This window comes from Butyrivibrio sp. MC2013 (assembly GCF_000424585.1).
Taxonomy (GTDB): domain Bacteria; phylum Bacillota; class Clostridia; order Lachnospirales; family Lachnospiraceae; genus Butyrivibrio.
Window position 1 is genome coordinate 45622 of record NZ_AUKE01000019.1, and the last position, 20042, is coordinate 65663.

The following is a 20042-nucleotide window of genomic DNA, read 5'->3' on the forward strand; positions in this document are numbered from 1 at the left end:
GAATGATTATTCGAAAATATGAAGAAAAAGACATTAGTAAGATGATAGAAATCTGGAATGAAGTTGTCGAGGATGGAATAGCGTTTCCTCAGGAAGATCTGCTTGACGATGTGTCAGGCCGGGAGTTTTTTGAATTGCAGAGTTATACTGGAGTTGCTGAAGACGATGGACAGATTGTTGGTTTATATATTTTGCATCCGAATAATGTCGGTAGATGTGGACATATTTGTAATGCAAGTTATGCAGTAAGTTCAAAGTGTCGAGGGTTGCATATTGGAGAAAAGCTGGTAATAGATTGTCTATCCAAAGGTAAAGAACTTGGCTTTCGGGTATTGCAGTTTAATGCTGTAGTTGAGAGCAATGTGCATGCGAGACATTTATATGAGCGATTAGGCTTTGTGCAGTTGGGAACGATACCGGGTGGATTCAGAATGAAAGACGGGCATTACGAGAATATCTGTCCGTACTATCATACACTTTAACTTTCAGTATAAACGGTTAAGCAAATCGAGATTTGAAGAGGTGAAGCCATGGCATGGAAATGTCCGAAATGCGGCAGAGAGTTCAGCAGACAAAACCAGGACCATTACTGTGTGAAACCGCAGAATATTGATGAATACATTGCTGCCCAGGATGAGAAATATAAGCCCAGATTAATGGAGATCCGGGAGATCCTTCGTGATGCACTGCCGGACGCGGAGGAACGGATCTCCTGGTCGATGCCCACTTATTGGAAAGGTCGTAATATCATTCATTTCGCAGCATCAAAGAAACATCTGGGCATTTATCCCGGTGATGAGGCTATAGCTGTATTTACGGAGGAACTCTCCGATTATGACGTAAGCAAGGGCACGATACGGATCCCCTATGATCAGCCTTTGCCGGAAGCACTGATCATAAGGATCGCAAAATGGTGCTTTGAGAACTATTCCAAAAAGTAGATTGCTGGCTGCTGGAATTAGCACTGTAGATTCCCGTTTGTCGGGATGACGCAAAGTCGGGATTTATCTTAGAGATAATTGATGGACGAGAATTACCAGAATATATGACAATGAATAAGGGGAAGATATGTGGCTGATCATGGCGGCTTTGTCCGCGCTCTTTGCCGGACTTACGGCGATACTTGCGAAATGCGGGATCAAAAAGACTGATTCAGACGTGGCGACTGCTCTGCGGACGGTCGTTGTACTCCTTTTTGCCTGGATCATGGTGTTTATCGTTGGCTCTGCCGGAACGATCACGGAAATATCGGCAAAATCTATCATCTTCTTAATTCTGTCCGGCCTTGCGACAGGAGCCTCGTGGATCTGCTATTTTAAAGCCCTGTCCGTCGGCGATGTGAACAAGGTCGTACCCGTCGATAAATCCAGCACGGTTCTGACAGTGCTTCTCGCAATCATCCTTTTCAGTGAGACAGAACATCTGGCGGTCAAGCTGATCGGTACTGCACTTCTTGCGGCAGGCGTGTTTCTGATGATCGAAAAGAAGAAAACTGAAGCAAAGGACACAAAGCGCACGTGGCTGCCCTACGCGATCGGTTCCGCTGTTTTTGCTGCCCTGACCTCTATTCTGGGAAAGATCGGCATAACGGATGTAGAATCAAATCTCGGGACGGCGATCCGTACAGGTGTTGTTCTTGTTATGGCTTGGCTGATCGTCTTCGTTAAAGGTAAAGGTGCTGAACTGAAAAATACTGATTCCAAAGAACTTGTATTCATAGCTCTGTCCGGGATTGCCACAGGCGCATCATGGCTCTGTTACTATTACTCCATACAGAACGGCGTCGTCAGCGTTGTCGTACCGATCGATAAGCTCAGCATTATCGTTTCCGTCGCTTTTTCCTATTTCGTATTCAAAGAAAAGTTGAGCAGAAAGGCGTTTGCCGGGTTGATTCTGATCGTTGTCGGCACTTTGGCGATGGCGATCTGGGCATAGGAAACAAATAACGGCAAATTCAAGTTGTAGAGATAATGTGTTAGCGCGTTATACCGGAAGATAAAGTGAAAAAAGAAAAACAGAATACGGTAACCAAAGCGGTGGCTTTAGATCGAAAGATTTAGGGTCACCGCTTTTTTTATAAAGAAAAATGGAAGGAGGAAATGTATCAAATGGCAAGACGATACCATGAAATCAAAGGACTTGCGGAGTACATGGCTAAGACCATCGTGTCGGATGAAGAGCAGTGGAAGAAGTTTCTGCATACGGCGGGACATATGTACAAGTACCCTTTCAGAGAGCAGATGCTGATCCATGCTCAGAGACCGGATGCAACGGCCTGTGCTTCACTGGAACTTTGGAATGAGAAGATGAACTGTTGGGTCAACAAAGGCGCGCAGGGCATCGCACTCATTGACGAGGAGGGGGTGCACAGATCGGGGCTGAAATATGTTTTTGATGTCAAAGATGTGCACGAAGCAAGGTTTGTAGGGCACAAGCCCAGGCTCTGGAGTATGGAGGAAGAGCATAAGAATTATGTGATCGATTCTCTGGAGAAGATTTACGGGGAGACTGATGCGAGCCGGCCTTTTGAGAACAGGATCATGGAGCTGGCAAACAGGATCGCGTCGGAGATGGCTCCGGATATCGTATCAGACCAGTTATCAATGTCTGTTGAAGGCAGCTATCTCGACGGACTGGATGAACTGAATCTGGAGGTGAGGTTACAGCAGACTTTGGCGGCAAGTATCGCTTATACGGTTCTTGAACGATGCGGTATGGATGCGGATATAGTGGGAGTGGAGTTTCCCTATCTTCATGAGTTCAACTCCATTGAATCTTTATCCGTTATGGGTGAGGCTTCATCCGAATTATCCGGTCCCATTCTTCGTGAGATCGGCAGGAGCATTTCGATATATGACCGTGAGAAGGCTCAGGAAGCCGTCAGAGCCTCACGCGAAGAATATATCGACCGCCAGAGCGAAAGAGGCGAGAAAAGACTTGCAAATGCGCCAGAGCGTGGCTATAATGCCTTAACGCCAAGTGGTGAGGAGCGAGGTAATGAATATATCGAGAGCGCAGACAAAGGCGCGGAAAGGAGCGATTATGCAGATAGAGTACATTCAGAGCGGAGACTTTCAGATCCCGAACCTGACAGCGAACAAAGAGCCGGAGGGGATGCTCACGAAGTACGGACTGATGAGGAAGAACTTTCTGAAGGAGCACAGGAGAGGAGTCTACAGCGGGATGCTTCTGAAGGGAACACTGAAAGAACATTGTCTGACGATACAGGAGCAGGCAGATCAGAGGATGGATCTTCTGACAGAGCAGATGGCGAAGGATCAGGGCGTGGACGAACAGATGAAGCGCAACGATCAGATGAAGTGGGTAGGTCTGATGAACAACATCAGGAACTCAGCGGAGGAGATAGTTTTATCGGAGCTGATCTACAGCTAAATCCCCCAGAGGAAGAACTAAAACAACTGAATCTTTTCGATCTGTTCCCAAGCTTTGAAGAACAGATGGGAAATATGATAGCAGCGGAGGCAAGTGTAAAACACGAAAAACCCGCTGCATTTTCTTTGTCTGATAACCAGATAAACGAGATCCTTCGCACCGGCGGAGGAATGGAGAATAGCCGCAAGCGTATCTATGCGAAGTACCAGGAACATAAGTCTCCTACAGAAATGGCAGAGTTCTTAAAGGCTGAGTACCGTACTACCGGGAAAGGCTTCACCTTTGGCGACAGTCCCGTGTCCGTCTGGTTTGACGAGGGCGGAATGAAGGCAGGCTTTGGCACATCTGCAAGAGAGAATACGGTTCTTGAGATGGGCTGGGCTGAAGTAGAAAGTTATGTCAGAGGAATGGTCGAGGGCGGCACATATATGAATCGTGCAGAAGCCTTCCTTGTTGATCAGACGGAACGCGCCAGAGTAGCCAATCATATCTACTTCTTTTTCCGTGACGGACTGGACGAGATGCCGGAGTCTCTTGGGATTGCGGGAAATAATTATCCCGATGGGGAAGCACACCTTATGGAGCTGCTTTCTACGCACGAGGGGCGCAACACGATCAGCGCGGAGCTTGAAAAGGCAAAGTCGGCACTTGATAGCGGAGAGGTTGAGCTTAGATGGAGATATATCAAATCACCGGAGTATCTGCTTGATGAGGTTGCGGATCTTGATACGGAGAAGATAGAGTTTCCTACACCTGATGAGGTGGATATCAAGCAGGAGAGCTTCATTACGCAGGATGAGATCGACTCTATTCTGACAGGCGGCAGTGGAGTATCCGGGGGAAAGCTCCGTATCTATGAGTATTTTCAGCAGAGACACGATAGCAAGGATAATATTGCCTTTCTTAAAAATGAATACGGGACCGGCGGCAGGTCACATGCCCTTATCGGTAATGATCAGAGCTGGGAGGATCATGATGCAAAGGGGATAAAACTCTCCAAGGGCAGTATCATGGAGCCTTATGCAACAGCAATCCTTTCCTGGAATATTGTTGAAAAGCGTATCCGTGAGCTTGTAGCCGAAGACCGGTATCTGAATCAGGCAGAGAAGGAAGAACTCGAAAACAGATATCTGGAGAGTGCTGCGGAGGAATTATCGGATGAAGAGAATACAGTGGATCGGGCAATGGCTGATGAAGAGCGTGAGATAGCAGAGATTATACAACCTGTCGAAGAAAGTGCTGAAAAAGTCCTGACAGCGGATGATATTCAGAACATCCAGTATATCAGCGCCGAATACAGTAACTTCGGACATACAGCGGAGTATGAGCTTGAAGCCGATGTTGATGGTGAAAGGCAGACCCTGCACTATGAGGTTACAAGACATGACGGAGACGAGGAGAGCTTTTCTATCCATACGGATGAAAATGATGTCTATGACCGTTTATCCGGGGCAGAGCTTACTAAGCTTGAAGAAAAGCTATCTGATGAGGTAAGAGTCGGCAGGTATGCTCAGAAGATAGAAAAAGCAGAATCTATGGAAGACCTCGATAACATCCGTTTCGAGTTTATGGATGACGAGTCATTTCCGCGCAGGCTGACAGGAAGATTTTGGGAAGCCTATGGGCAAAAGGAGAATGATCTTTCACCGACACCCGACGATGATCTTGCTTTAGTACCTGAGACGAGGGATGAGAGTAAAGAACAGGCTCCTGCCATCGACAAGACCGGCGCAGAGAATTTCCGCATCACGGATGATCACCTTGGTGCAGGCGGCCCGAAGGAGAAGTTCAGAAGGAATATTGCTGCAATAGAGACCTTAAAGCAGGTTGAGAGCGAGAATCGTGTGGCAACACCGGAAGAGCAGCAGATACTCTCCCAGTATGTCGGCTGGGGCGGTCTTGCGGATGCTTTTGATGAAAGCAAGAGTAACTGGTCGGATGAATATGTCCAGCTGAAAGGACTGCTCACGGACGAGGAGTATAAGGCGGCAAGGGAGAGTACCTTAAATGCGCACTATACAAGTCCTGTGATCATCCGCAGTATCTATGAAGCACTTGGAAATATGGGCTTTGAAAAAGGCAATGTCTTAGAGCCTGCCATGGGTGTCGGTAACTTCTTCGGTATGCTGCCTGAAAAGATGCAGGACTCGCGGCTTTACGGTGTGGAGCTTGATGATATCACAGGCCGTATCGCAAGACAGTTATATCCCAAGGCGGATGTCCGTATCAGCGGATTTGAAAAGACTGATTTTCAGAATGATTTCTTTGATGTGGCGATCGGTAACGTGCCTTTTGGTAACTATCAGGTACCGGACAGAGCTTATGATAAGCTGGGTTTCCAGATCCACGATTATTTCTTTGCAAAGACGCTTGATAAGGTAAGACCGGGCGGTATCGTCGCATTTGTTACAAGCAAGGGGACGATGGATAAGCAGTCGCCACAGGTGAGAAAGTACCTCGCACAGAGGGCGGAGCTTGTAGGAGCGGTGAGATTACCGAATACAGCCTTTAAGGAGAATGCCGGAACAGAAGTAACGTCCGACATTCTTTTTTTCAAGAAGCGTGACAGGCTGATGGATATCGAGCCGGACTGGGTGCATCTGTCTACCAATGCAGATGGTATCTCCATGAACCAGTATTTTGCAGATCATCCTGAGATGATCGTAGGTAGGATGGCTGAGGTATCGGGACCTCACGGTATGGAGACAGCCTGCCTGCTGGATGAGAGCAGACCTTTTGAGGATCAGTTAAGAGACGCAATCAGCAATATCTCCGCCACCTATGAAGCGGTAGAACTGGAAGAAGGCGAGGAGCTTGTCTTTGATACTATCCCAGCGGATCCGAATGTGAAGAATTACAGCTATTGTGTGGTGGATGATAAGGTCTATTACCGTGAGAACAGTATCATGAAGCCTGCAGATGTGTCGGAAAGCATGGAAGAGCGCATCAAGGGGATGATCGGGATTCGTGACTGTACGCAGGAACTTATCAATATGCAGATGGAAGAATATTCCGATGCGGCGATCACGGCCAAACAGCAGGAACTGAACGACAGATATGATGATTTTTCAAAGAAGTTCGGTCTGATCAGTTCCCAGACAAATAAGCGTGCATTTAACCAGGATTCAAGCTACTGCCTGCTCTGCTCACTGGAGAAGCTGGATGATGAGGGAAAGTTTGAAGGCAAGGCAGATATGTTCACGAAGCGTACCATCAAGCGTGCGGAGGTTGTAACCAGTGTTGATACGGCAAGTGAAGCGCTGGCTGTATCCTTATCCGAAAAAGCAAGGGTAGATCTGCCGTATATGGCGGAGCTTGCAGGTAAATCTGAGGACGAGATAGCCGATGAGCTTGCAGGAGTTATCTTTAAGAATCCTCTGACTGATAAGTGGGAGACCGCTGATGAATATCTGTCCGGAAATGTAAGAGAGAAGCTGTCTGTGGCAAGGAATTATGCGGAAAATCATCCGGAGTATGCGGTGAATGTATCTGCACTTGAGTGTGTGCAGCCCAAGGAACTGGATGCATCGGAGATAGAGGTGCGTATCGGTGCTACCTGGATCGATCCGAAGTATATCGAAGACTTCATGCGTGAAACTTTCCAGACACCGGATTATCTCTTTAACAGGGATGTGGTAGGTGTGCAGTTCTCAGGTATCACTGGGCAGTGGAATGTGAAGGGCAAGAATGCCGATTATGGCAATACCCTTGTACACAGTACCTTTGGTACCGGCAGGGCTAATGCATATAAAATCCTGGAGGATAGTCTTAATCTGAAGGATACCCGTATCTATGATACAGTGGTGGAGGATGGCAAGGAAAAAAGAGTGCTCAATAAAAAGGAGACAACTCTTGCCAGTCAGAAGCAGGAAGCGATTCGTGAAGCATTTAAGGATTGGATCTTCAGGGATCCGGAGAGACGAGCAGCGCTTACGGCAAAATATAACGAGTTGTTCAACTCAACCAGACCGAGAGAGTATGACGGATCACATCTTAAGTTCCCGGGCATGACACCGGATATTGAACTGAAGCCTCATCAGAAAAATGCTGTAGCGCATGTTCTGTATGGAGATAATACGCTTCTGGCTCATTGCGTTGGTGCCGGCAAGACTTTTGAAATGACTGCAGCGGCAATGGAGAGTAAGAGACTGGGGCTTTGTCATAAATCGCTCTTTGTGGTGCCAAACCACTTAACGGAGCAGTGGGCTAGTGATTTCTTAAGACTCTATCCCGGAGCAAATATCCTGGCGGCTACGAAAAAGGATTTTGAGCCTGCCAACAGGAAGAAGTTTTGTTCCCGTATCGCTACCGGGGATTATGATGCAGTCATCATCGGGCACAGTCAGTTTGAGAAGATCCCGCTTTCCACGGAGAGACAGATCGCTATCATAGAGCGTCAGATCGAGGAAATTGAAACGGCCATAGCACTGGCAAAGGCGGAGCGGGGCGAGCGCTATACCATCAAGGAGATGGAGAAGAGCCGTAAATCCCTTGTGGCGAAGCTTGATAAGCTGAACGATACCACCAGGAAGGATAATGTAGTAACTTTTGAGCAGCTTGGTGTGGACAGACTGTTTGTGGATGAGAGCCATAATTATAAGAACCTGTTTCTCTATACAAAAATGAGAAATGTGGCGGGTATCGCACAGACCGAAGCGCAGAAGTCTCAGGATATGTTCAATAAGTGCCAGTATCTGGATGAACTGACAGGCGGTAAGGGTGTGACCTTTGCAACCGGAACGCCTATCAGCAACAGTATGACGGAGCTTTATACCAACATGAGATATCTTCAGTATGCGACGCTTCAGAAGATGGGACTGGGACAGTTCGATTCCTGGGCTGCAACCTTTGGCGAGACACAGACGGCGATAGAGCTTGCACCAGAGGGCACAGGGTATCGTGCCAAGACAAGGTTTGCGAAGTTCTTTAACCTGCCGGAACTGATCGCGCTCTTTAAGGAAAGTGCCGATATACAGACACCGGATATGCTGAAACTTCCTGTGCCGGAGGCTGAGTATGAGAATGTGACCTTAAAACCGTCCGAAGCACAGAAGCAGATGGTGGAGTCATTGGCTGAGAGAGCAGAGAGAGTGCGTAACCGTATGGTGGATTCTTCTGTCGATAATATGCTCAAAATAACCAATGACGGACGAAAGCTGGCACTGGATCAGAGGCTTATGAACGATATGCTGCCGGATGATCCGAACAGTAAGGCAAATGTATGTGTGGAGAAAGCCTTTGAGATATGGGAAAAGACAGCAGATAAGAGGTCAGCGCAGCTGATCTTTTGCGACTTAAGTACACCGAAGGGAGACGGAACCTTTAATGTGTATGAGGATATCAGGGATAAGCTCATAGCAAAAGGAGTGCCACCAGAAGAGATTGCCTTTATCCATGATGCGAATACGGAACTGAGGAAAGCGGAGTTGTTTGCGAAAGTAAGAAGCGGGCAGGTCCGTTTTTTATTGGGATCCACTGCAAAGATGGGAGCCGGTACGAATGTGCAGGATAAGCTGATAGCGCTGCATCATTTGGATGTGCCCTGGAGACCATCTGACATTGAACAGCAGGAAGGCCGTATCTTACGACAGGGTAATACCAATCCGAAGGTGAAGATCTTCAGGTATGTCACGGAAGGGACATTCGATGCCTACAGCTGGCAGCTGATCGAGAATAAGCAGAAGTTCATCGGTCAGATCATGACGAGCAAATCTCCGGTCAGAAGCTGTGAGGATATTGACGATGCCGCGCTTACCTATGCAGAGGTTAAGGCTCTGGCAACAGGTAATCCATACATCAAGGAAAAGATGGACTTAGATATCCAGGTCAGCAAGCTTAAGCTCATGAAGGCGAATCATACCAGTCAGAAGTATCGGTTGGAGGATGATATCGCACAGAGATATCCGAAGCAGATCTCGGCACTTAAGGAAAAGATCGAAGGTTTGAAGGCTGATATCGCGGATTACAACGCAAGGAAGCCTGCCGATAAGGAGATCTTTGCCATGACCGTGGCAGGAAAGACTTATGAGGACAGAAAGGAAGCGGGAACTGCGCTGATCGCAGTCTGCAAGGAAATGAAGTCTGCCAATACACCGGTATCCGTGGGTGAGTATCTGGGGATGAAGATGGCTGTGACCTTTGATTCATTTTTTAAGAAGTTCACACTGACCTTAAAAGGGAACCTTAGCCATAACGTGGAAATCGGATCAGACCCTTCCGGTAATATCACCCGTATCAACAATGCACTGGAGAGCATGACAAAACAGTTGGAGGAGGCTGTAGCAAAGCTTGAAAATGTGGAGCATCAGCTGGAAACGGCTAAGGTGGAAGTGGTGAAGCCTTTTGCACAGGAAGCAGAGCTGGCCGAGAAGCTGGACCGTCTGGCGGAGCTTAATGCGCTCCTTAACATGGATGAGAAGGGTGATGAAGCCGTGGATATGGATGATGATGCCCCGAAGCAGGAAACACAAGCGGACAGACAGGACGGACAGACTCAGCACAGCAATATCACCTATGTGGATACTCAGGTGGAAGTCCGTAAGGCATCCGAGCCTTCTGTAAGCTACGGAGGTAAGGTATCTGAATTCAAAGTGGAATATGCCGCAAAGAAGCCTGAAAAGGCTGAATCCGGCAGACCTTTCCACGACAAGCTTGAGGCAAAGAAAGGTGAGGTGGCAAAGCAGTCGCCCCCAAAGCCTGCAGAGGAAAAGAGTAAGCAGACATCATTATAAAAACAGGGAGGTCCCGATCGGTTCACCGGTCGGGATCCTTTTCCCGGAAAGGAAAGCAATATGGAAGAAAAGGAAGTAATGATAGAGAGCGTAGAGCAGTTCGGAGAATATCTGAAGAATAACGCGGATGATAAGAGCATCGTCAGTGTGGTACTGGAACTGGCGGGAGAGGATAAGGAAGCGGAAGGCGGTGATCAGAATGGCTGAGGAATATGAACTGAAGCAGGTGAAAGTCAGGCTTAAGCTTGCCGAGGCGGATCCCATATACAGCACGGAGCAGATCACAACACCAGATAAGGCTGCGGAGGTCATGGCACAGGTTCTCTCACAAATGGACAGGGAGTATTGCTGTGTGGTGAATCTGGACGGAGCCAATCATCCCATCAATTTCAATGTGGTGAGTATCGGGGATGTGAATCAGGCTCATGTGCCGATCCAGAATGTGTTTAAGAGCGCGATACTCTCAAATGCAGCCAGTATCATGATGTTTCACAATCATCCCAGCGGATCAGTAAAGGCAAGCCGTGAGGATATCGACGTGACAAAGCGTTTGATCGAGGCAGGCAAGATCATGAATATCCCGGTGCTTGATCATATCATCGTGGGTGGTGGTACAAAGGAACGGTTCAGCTTCAGGGAAGAGAGTCCTGAGATGTTTAATGTGTCCGAGAGCATGTCTTATGTCGTGCGGGAGCCTCGGGAGAGACTGCCCATAGATGGAGACAGCTTTGCCATATATCAGCTGAAGGAAGATGATTCGCTTCGGTATATCCGCTTTGAAGGATTGGAAAGACTGCAGGCTGAAGGGAACAAGGTGGATAGGGACAATTATAACCTGGTCTATGAGTCAGAGTTAAAACCGGGAACAAGCCTGGATGATCTGTATTATCAGTTTAATATGCAGCATCCGGAGGATTTCAGAGGGCATTCCATGTCCGTGAGTGATATCGTGGTGCTTCATCAGGGTGATGAGGATAAGGCTTTCTATGTGGACCGTTTTGGATTTACGGAGGTGCCGGAGTTCCTGCTTGAAAAGGTCGCAGATCTGGAACTGGATGAAGCCGCATATAAGCTTGGAGACCGGTATATCAGCATACAGCGCACGGAGGAAGGCTTTGATTACTCGATATTTGACGAGAAATATCATCTTCTGGACGGAGGAGTGCTGGATGATCCCGATATCAGTATAGGAGAGGCTTTGAAGCAGATAACTGACGAGCTGAAACAGCCTGTATATGATGCGGAGCATGACCGGTATACCCATACGGAGCTGCAAGGAAATATCAGACAGAAGGATATGCCTGTGGCGGTGGATTATGATGATCTGATGGAAAAAACAGATGCCATCGGACAGGAAGAGATACAGGCTGTAAGGTCAGAGCAGGAGATTGTATCAGACTTTCGGGCAAAAACGGAAGAGAAGTTTGATACTAAGGCTCTGGATGGCATGGGTCCTTCCGTGATCGAGGAGGCTGTCAGGGAGCGTGTTCTGCAGATCGCGGAGGATTACGGCCTGGATGTGACCGTTGAGGATGTGATCGTATCCGGGAGCCGATGCCGTGGGCTTGAGAATACAGATTCAGACCTTGATGTGGTGGTGTCCTATTCCGGAAGTGAGCGGGAGGATGATTTCTTCAATGTCCTGCATGATGAGCGGATGCTCTTTGGTACGGTTGAGCTTGATATCAATCCGATCAATACAGAAGAGACCGGAACTCTGGCACAGTATTTGCCGGGAGTGGAGAAGTATCTGACGGAAAAGGCGGCACAGATAGAACAGAATAAGACTATTGAAGTAGCGGAGAAGGAAACACCGAAGCAGGTGGTGACTTTTACGGTAGCAGAAAGCAGTGAGTTCCACAGCTTCGGAGAGCTGCATGAGGGTATCCCCAGACTTGAGGATGCACTTAAGGTATATGAACAGCTTTGTGAAAAGAGCAATCTGAACGGAATACCGGCGGTAGGGATCAATGTTCATACGGTGGGAACACCTGCCTATGAAGATATGCAGTGTGATTTCCTGTCGGGTAAGCGGCTTGACCTGGATGCACTTATGTATCTGCCGGAAATGAGCCAGAATGAAGAGGTTATGGAAGCGCTGCATGGGATGAAGGAAGCCTATCCCGAAGTGGAAGTAATCGGACGGTTCCCGGATGAACAGCAGGATTTGATAACTTCAGGACCGACGGTCCAGAAGTCAGAGGAGTTGACAGCCCAGTCCCTTGCGGAGCAGCTGAATCAGTTTGCTTATGATTATGACCTGTATGAGTACAGGGATTCCGTGGAGGATCCGGAGGCTCATATAGCAATGCTGAAGAACGACATCGAAAACGGGACTACGGAAGGAATCACATCCTACCTGCAGGAGATCGTAGATCAGGAGGACGGACTGCCGGAGGATCTCGAAAAGGCAAAGGAACTGCTGGCCAAGCTTGCAGAGTATAAGCCTCTTGCCAAGGTGGAGGAGCGCGAAGAACAGAACTATAACATGATTGATAACGTACTCAACAATCTCCCCCAGGATCCCGAAGAGAAGAAGGAGCCTGCGCCTCAGAAGGAGATGCGGATGGCTGAGGTAAAGAAGGTTCGTAAGCGGGTATCCATGAAAAAGCTTCTTGCGGAGAAGAAGGTGGAGGTCGCAGAACGTGAAAAAAAGCCTCCCGAGGTGGGAGCACCAAGTAAATGTCCGAGTATGGGTGTGGATGATTAAAACTATGGCGGGTAGCTGCGTTTCGGCGTGGCTACCCGTTATTTTTGTGCTCAAAATGGCTCATAAGGCTTGGAGCGGCTTGGAGCGGCACATATGTTCGAGAAAATGGCGTTTTAGAGGTGTGTTTATCGGACACCTTAAGATGCATACTTGTATCATAGCAAAAAAACAAGTCGCCCTAAAAAGGAGGTTCTAATCATGGTTTGTCCTAAATGTCATAGCGAAAATGTAAATGCACAGATTGTTAACACGGTCACCCTTAAGGATAAGCACCACGGTATCATTTGGTGGCTCTGTGTTGGATGGTGGTGGGTTCCGATTAAGTGGTTGTTCTTTACGCTGCCTGCTCTGATATTTGCAATTTTCGGCAGAAAGAAGCAGAAAGCGGTTAATAAGAAAGAGACCATGTGTGTATGTCAGAACTGTGGGTATAGCTGGAAGGTTTAAAAGAAAGGCAGGTAAGGCCATGAAAGAAGTATATTTTACTATTACAGGAACGAATCATTATCTTGGCAGCGATTTCCTTAAGAAGGGGATGAAGGTAAAGCTGATCAAGGAGCCTGACAATGAGTATGACAAGGAGGCAATTCGCGTCGAACTTAAGGGTTTGGGCAAGATCGGCTATGTGGCAAACAGCCCTTACACGGTAATCGGTGAGAGCAAGAGCGCCGGTCGTATGTATGACCTCATGAAGAAGAAAGCCAAGGGCAAGGTGCTCTTAGTGACTGCAAAAGGTGCTCTCTGTGAGCTGAAAGGGGATTGATGCTCATATGATGAGGTTCATATACTGGGTAAGGAAGTGCCTCCGGGGTAAGAATAAATACTGTAAAGGCATCTGTATGACCTGTGCATATTATGAGCAGTGCAAGGGTGACTCGGATATGCAATAGATGAAATGCAAGAGTGTACGATAATTTTCCCACTAAATGATGTAAAGCCGCCTGAATTGTGGTAAAATCGAGAAAACCTATAGGGAGGTACACATCATGCCAAAGGGAACCAATCAGAAGCTGAAACTGTATTATTTGAGCCGTATCATGACGGAGAAGACCGACGATGAGCATCATATTACGATGCCGGAGATCCAGAGGGCACTGGAGGGCTACGGTGTCACCGCTGACCGGAAGAGCCTGTATGACGATCTGGAGGCGCTGAGAGTCCTTGGAATAGATGTAATCGGAGAAAAGAACGGGCGCAGCTATTCCTATCATGTAGGAAAAAAGCAGTTTGAGATAGCGGAACTGAAACTCTTGGTGGATGCGATACAGTCCTCGAAGTTCATCACGGAGAAGAAATCCAATGATCTGATAAAGAAGCTGACGAGTCTCGCCAGCAATTATGAGGCATCACAACTTAAGCGGCAGGTGGTGGTACAGGGACGGATCAAGACGATGAATGAGAGCATTTACTACATCGTCGATGATATCCATAATGCCATAACCAATAATAAGAAGATCCGCTTCGAGTACCTGCGCTGGAACCTGGATAAGAAAATGGAGCGGAGAAAGGATAAGCTCTATGAAGTCAGCCCCTGGGCACTCACATGGGATGATGAGAACTATTATCTGATCGGTTTTGATGCGGAGGAGGATAAGATCAAGCATTATCGCGTAGATAAGATGCGTGATATAGAGCTTACGGACGAGAAGCGTGAAGGTAAGGAACATTTCAAGCAGTTCGATATGGCTGCCTATGCCCGGATGAACTTCGGAATGTTCGGCGGTGAAGAGGTCAGGGTAAATCTCCACTTCCAGAATGAGATGGTGGGCGTGCTCCTGGATCGCTTCGGAAAGGATATCTCCATATATAAGACAGACAAGGAAGGCTGGTCGGAGACCTATGTGGATGTAGCCCTCAGTGATCAGTTCCTTGGATGGATCTTTTCACTGGGAACGAAGGTGAAGATCGTCGGCCCGGAGGAAGTAGTGGAGAGATTCGCCGGGGAAATTAGGGCGATGAATAAGATGTACGGGAAAAAGTAGTTTTTTTACCAACCGTAGGAAAGAATTTTAAGAAATAAGTACCTTTACAACAGAGATCAGGATAAGGAATTGGAATAGCCTATATTCTGGTCTCTATTTATATGGATGTTATAGATGTTATATAGATGTTAAGGAAATCAAAGGGAAATCAAAGGGATTCCTTTTTCTGGGTAAATCAAATATTTATATTTATAAAGATAATCGTAGACTTAATAAAGCAAGAATGGTATAATCGTATTCGGGTGTAGGCCCCGCCGACTGACCTGATCGGCGCGCTACTGTTTTGGTTTTGTTTTATGATGCGAAATATGTTTTTAAATCTGAATGCGAGGTAAAAATGAAAGTCTCTTATAACGGGTTATGGAAATTGCTAATAGATAAAGGAATGCAAAAAACAGACCTAATTGACACGGTAGGAATTAGCTCGACGACTATTGCGAAAATGGGAAAAGGAGAAAAGGTTTCACTGGATGTGCTGGAGAGACTCTGCAAGTACTTCGATTGCAACATAGGTGATGTAGTGAGCTTTGACAGAGTTGATGGACAACCGGAGGATTAGGTTATGAGAGAAATCAGTGATAAAAAAGAAATTGGTTTGATTGTTTCCTATTATTTGTCCAGATGTAATGATAAGGCTGTCCATGCTTTGGGTTATAAGAATTTTACAGAAGCATTCAAGGGCATAGGGGATTTAATAAATGAGAATCCTAACAATATAAAAAACATGAGGGATGAATTTGATCCTTATTTTGATAACGGGAGAAAAGGTTGGTATCAGAGGGGACTCAGGGCATCCAGACAGAAGATATTCGATGAATTTGCAGGCGTAACTGATGCGGATCTTGAAAGAATTGTAAAAAAATTGCTGAGTATAGCGAAAGGCGGTGCGAACTTGGAAAACAATGAAATACTGAAAGATCTGAGAGCGCTTATACGACAATCAACCATGCATTACAGCGAGGACTTTGTATGGCAGGATGTTGAATTAACAAATGAATTTAAGGAGGCGTATGAGGCCTATCTTGAGGGTATTAAATGGAGAATCGAATATTATAATGCCACGTCGGTTATAACTACGCCTACGTCCAAGAACATATTCGTCCCAAATCAATGGTTTGTTATTGCGTCATATGCGGTAGGAGTATATAGCGAATTGTATCGGTATAAAACATATTTTGAGAAAATAGCAAACATAAATGGTCAGCGGACTGATTCGTATGCGAAAAGCCTTAGAGATGATACCGCCTCTGTGGATAAAGATCTATTTATAAAATCCGGTGAGAGAATTCTTCATGCCGAATACAGTGATGATGAGCAGCGTATAAAAAGGGGAGCAGGAAGAATTTGGAGATTTGTTACTGATTATTCATGGTGGTCAGGCCAGAAAACGGTTGACAGAGGCGACTTTTATTTATCGGTTGTATTGAATATGCTGAATCTGGTTAATGCCAGTCAGGGTTATGTTGGTGATATCGTCAACGCATATGGTTCCGATAAAAATCTTAAGGAGATTACAAAAAAATTAGAGAGATTTACAACTAATTTGCAAGGGCAGACATATGACATTGAAATTGTGTCAGAAGATAAAAATACGTCAATTGTATGCGAGCCTGAATCCGGATACAATACATCAACTGATAAACCGCACAGAATTTCTATCTCTGCTAAGAGTATAGAAAAATTAGGAAGGAAATAGCATCCATGTATACTTGGATTGTTGATAAAAACCATATTGCATTAAAAAATTCAAGTGAAATCTTACATCCGGATGCTAATGAAGTGTTTAGATTGCTGAATGGCGAACCTGTTGATGGAATAGAATGTAACCATCCATCAGAGGATTTGCCGGATATAAAGTTTTCCAAAGTAGGAGAAGATATTGTATGCCGTCTCAGGAATGGTGATGAGGGGGATATAATCCTTTCGCTGGAAACTGCTGGGAAAAATCATGAGACTATCGACATTGTTGATGGTCATATAATTGACCAGTGCATTTCTGGGAATAAGTGGTTTTATGTAACAGGATGTACCGAGGAATTACAGAGAATATTTGAGGATCTGCATATTATAAAGACGGGGAGAATTACAGTATATCAATATATCGAGCTGGTTAAATGTATAAACAAGGCAGGAAGCGATGTTATAGATAACCGAGTTATCCTCTCAGCACTTGATAAACCAATAGATAATAAAACATCTTTACCGAAAGGTCTTGCTGCAAAGCTGTACAGATATCAGGAGACTGGGTATAGATGGATGCTATATATGCTTGAAGAGAATAAGGGTTGTATTTTAGGAGATGAAATGGGTCTTGGCAAAACTCTCCAGGTAATTACCGTAATGCTGGAGATGAAAAAAGAAAACAAGACTCCCATGCTGGTTGTTGCTCCAGTGTCACTCCTGCAGAACTGGAAAAGAGAGTGTGAGAAATTTGCTCCTGATTTAAGTGTTGTTATTCACCATGGATCATTTCGCACAGGACGATACAAGGAACTTGAAGAGTATGATGTGGTTGTTACAGCGTACAGTACCGTAGTTAGTGATGCCTCTTTGTTTTCGATGATCAATTGGAAAATAGTTGTTCTGGATGAGGCGCAAAATATCAAGAATGCGTATAGCGACAGAACAAAATACACAAAAAGAATTCCGAGAGAATGGTCGTTGGCTGTTACCGGTACCCCTTTTGAAAATCATTTAAGCGATATTTGGTCGATCATTGATTTCATTAACCCTGGAATTTTGGGAACTGTTACAGAGTATAAAAGCGAGTATCCTGATGATTCAGAAGGAGCTAGTAAGATTGAACCTATTCTAAGCGCCATGATGATAAGAAGGCTTGTTGAAAACGTTGCAACTGATTTGCCTCAAAAAATAGTCGTACCACAGCCATTAACTATGTCAGAATCGGAGGCGCAATTGTATGAGGATTTTCGATCAGAAATAAGTGTCACGGGAGTGAATGGAAATGCTATAGGGCTCGCTGCGCTTCAGAAATTGAGAATGTTTTGTACGCATCCAAGGTTGTGTGATGTGCAAATGTCTAGCAGCCCTTTTACCGACTCTGTAAAGTATCAGAGAATGTGCGAGATTGTGGAGGAGATTATAGATAGGAATGAAAAAGTAATACTTTTCACTTCTTATCAGAAAATGTTTGGAATTCTCGAGGAGGATATACCGGAACGCTTCGGCATTCCAGTATTAAAAATTAATGGTTCGACACCTGTTGAAGAACGACAGACAATTATTGATTCGTTTAACAATTTTAGTGGAAGCGCCTTGTTGGTTCTTAATCCCAGAGCAGCAGGGGTTGGGCTGAACATTACTTCGGCAAATCATGTAATACATTATAATCTGGAATGGAATCCGGCGTTAGAGGATCAGGCGTCTGCAAGATCATACAGACGTGGACAAGAAAAGACCGTGTTTATTTATCGTCTGTTTTACGAGAATACAGTTGAAGAAGTAGTAAATGACAGATTAGAACGGAAAAGGGATATTGCCGAAGGCGCTGTCATTGGGACAGATGGTGAGAAAGAAAATGCGGAGGATATTATAGCAGCGCTTAGTAAGTCGCCGAAGAGGAGGTAGATAAAATGATCAAAACTACAATTAACAGCAATGTGATCAATGATGATGAGGATTTTATATGTCCGCCAGATCCGGAACGAATTGTAGAGGGGTTGAGAGATACTGGATATAACTTTAATACAGCAGTTGCAGATATTATAGATAATTCCATTGCTGCCCACGCTACCAAAGTGGATATACGTATCGACATGAATCCGAAGGATGAAATAACGGTTTATATTGCAGATAACGGAGAGGGAATGGATCTTAACGGGCTAAAGAATGCTATGACATATGGATCAAAGGTTCGTCCGGATTTGGGAAGTCTTGGAAAGTTTGGGCTTGGGTTAAAAACGGCATCAACGGCATTCTGTAGATGTCTTTCTGTAATCTCCAGAGGAGCGGAATCTGCCGAAGCGAAAAAGGCACAGTGGGATTTGGATTATGTAGCGGATAAACATGCCTGGAAACTTAAATTGCCAGATGTTTTAGAGGATGAATTATCCATGCTTAATGAAACAGCTGGCGAAGGAACGGGGACACTTGTGGTATGGGAAAAAGTTGACCGGCTGTTAAAAAATTATAGTAACAGAGGGAACCGACAAAATGCGTTAAAACGGAAGATAAACGATTTGCAGTTCCATATAGCTATGGTATATCAGAGATTCCTTGATAAGACAGATTCAAGAGGTACAAATGTCAAAATTACAGTGAATGGAAAAGATATTGAGGCGTGGAATCCTTTTGTACCGTCAGAACAATTAACTGAATTAGTTGGGAATGAAGAAGTGCCCGTAGATATGCCGGACGGGACATCGTCCAATGTTATTATCAGGGCTTACCTATTGCCTAATAAAGATGCTTTTTCTACACCACAGGCTTCTAAAGAAGCACGAATTAGTAATGACATGCAGGGATTCTACGTATATAGGGAGAACAGGCTGATTCATTATGGGGATTGGCTTAATCTGTATATTAATGAGCCTCATGGATCGCTACTTAGGGTTGAGTTTTCATTTGATCACACTTTGGATGATGCTTTTAACGTTGATATAAAGAAATCCAGAATTTTACCTGCGGAGGAGATACTGGAATACTTAAAGTCTAGTTTCCTTCCGGCGCCAAGAAGGGCAGCGGAAGAAAGATACAGACATGGAACTGCAAGAAATGTGGCAAAAAAATCCGAACAAAGAGACGCTCATGCTGAGTCAAACAGAAATATTGATGAAAAAGCTAAATCAGTAGAGGCGGCAAAAATCACGGTAACAAAACCTGATGAGGTTCGGATAGAGAACCAGAACGGAACATTTTCTCATAAGATTACGATCATTTCTGATCCTAAACCTGGACAGGTAAGGGTTATAACAAAACCTGATCTTGAATATGGACAGTTGTGGGAACCTTGTATAGCGGATGGAAAACATGCGGTGCAGATTAATCAAAGCCATCCTTATTATCAGAAGGTATATTATCCAATTCTGTCACAAAATGTGATGGTAACAGGTATGGATGCGTTGCTTTGGGCGTTGGCAGAGGCTGAGCATAAAACTTATAACGAAGAAATTAAAGAACAATACGAAGAAATGCGTATTGCGGTTTCGCGTATATTAAAAACCCTGGTTGCAGATTTGCCAGATCCGGAAGAAGAGGATGAATAAA

At 45.5% G+C, this 20042-nt stretch carries 13 protein-coding genes; all 13 read left to right on the forward strand.

The genetic code is table 11. The features are described from left to right. The first annotated feature begins 2 nt into the window (after positions 1-2). Positions 3-482 (forward strand): GNAT family N-acetyltransferase, encoded by a 480-nt coding sequence (locus G636_RS0110815; RefSeq protein WP_026508075.1) that lies wholly within the window; start codon positions 3-5, stop codon positions 480-482. 48 nt (positions 483-530) lie between these two features. Continuing rightward, positions 531-941: an iron chaperone gene (locus G636_RS0110820; protein WP_026508076.1), complete on the forward strand. Its 411-nt coding sequence runs from the start codon at positions 531-533 to the stop codon at positions 939-941. Positions 942-1068: 127 nt separating this feature from the next. Next, positions 1069-1935, forward strand: coding sequence for an EamA family transporter (locus G636_RS0110825; RefSeq protein ID WP_026508077.1), 867 nt, complete (start codon positions 1069-1071; stop codon positions 1933-1935). Positions 1936-2108: 173 nt separating this feature from the next. Beyond that, positions 2109-10124, forward strand: a complete 8016-nt coding sequence (locus tag G636_RS21285) for a DEAD/DEAH box helicase family protein (RefSeq protein ID WP_026508078.1) — start codon at positions 2109-2111, stop codon at positions 10122-10124. A gap of 60 nt (positions 10125-10184) precedes the next feature. Then, positions 10185-10331, forward strand: coding sequence for a hypothetical protein (locus tag G636_RS20550; protein ID WP_196803093.1), 147 nt, complete (start codon positions 10185-10187; stop codon positions 10329-10331). Continuing rightward, positions 10324-12834, forward strand: coding sequence for a JAB domain-containing protein (locus tag G636_RS18230; RefSeq protein ID WP_051226898.1), 2511 nt, complete (start codon positions 10324-10326; stop codon positions 12832-12834). Before G636_RS20550 ends, G636_RS18230 begins: the two co-directional genes overlap by 8 nt. 198 nt (positions 12835-13032) lie before the next feature. Then, positions 13033-13281, forward strand: coding sequence for a hypothetical protein (locus G636_RS0110850; protein ID WP_026508080.1), 249 nt, complete (start codon positions 13033-13035; stop codon positions 13279-13281). Between the two features lie 19 nt (positions 13282-13300). Beyond that, a complete protein-coding gene (locus G636_RS0110855) occupies positions 13301-13597 on the forward strand; it encodes an HIRAN domain-containing protein (protein WP_026508081.1) in 297 nt (98 codons plus the stop codon). 223 nt (positions 13598-13820) lie between these two features. Then, the gene (locus G636_RS0110860; protein ID WP_026508082.1) at positions 13821-14816 is read left to right on the forward strand and encodes a helix-turn-helix transcriptional regulator; all 996 of its coding nucleotides are present in this window, start codon (positions 13821-13823) and stop codon (positions 14814-14816) included. 337 nt (positions 14817-15153) lie between these two features. Then, on the forward strand, positions 15154-15375 hold the full coding sequence (locus G636_RS0110865) for a helix-turn-helix domain-containing protein (protein ID WP_026508083.1): 222 nt from the start codon (positions 15154-15156) through the stop codon (positions 15373-15375). Between the two features lie 3 nt (positions 15376-15378). Continuing rightward, on the forward strand, positions 15379-16512 hold the full coding sequence (locus tag G636_RS19615; protein WP_026508084.1) for a hypothetical protein: 1134 nt from the start codon (positions 15379-15381) through the stop codon (positions 16510-16512). Positions 16513-16517: 5 nt separating this feature from the next. Next, positions 16518-18404: a DEAD/DEAH box helicase gene (locus G636_RS0110875; protein WP_035779530.1), complete on the forward strand. Its 1887-nt coding sequence runs from the start codon at positions 16518-16520 to the stop codon at positions 18402-18404. 5 nt (positions 18405-18409) lie between these two features. Next, positions 18410-20041, forward strand: a complete 1632-nt coding sequence (locus G636_RS0110880; RefSeq protein ID WP_051226900.1) for an ATP-binding protein — start codon at positions 18410-18412, stop codon at positions 20039-20041. Position 20042: the final 1 nt, after the last annotated feature.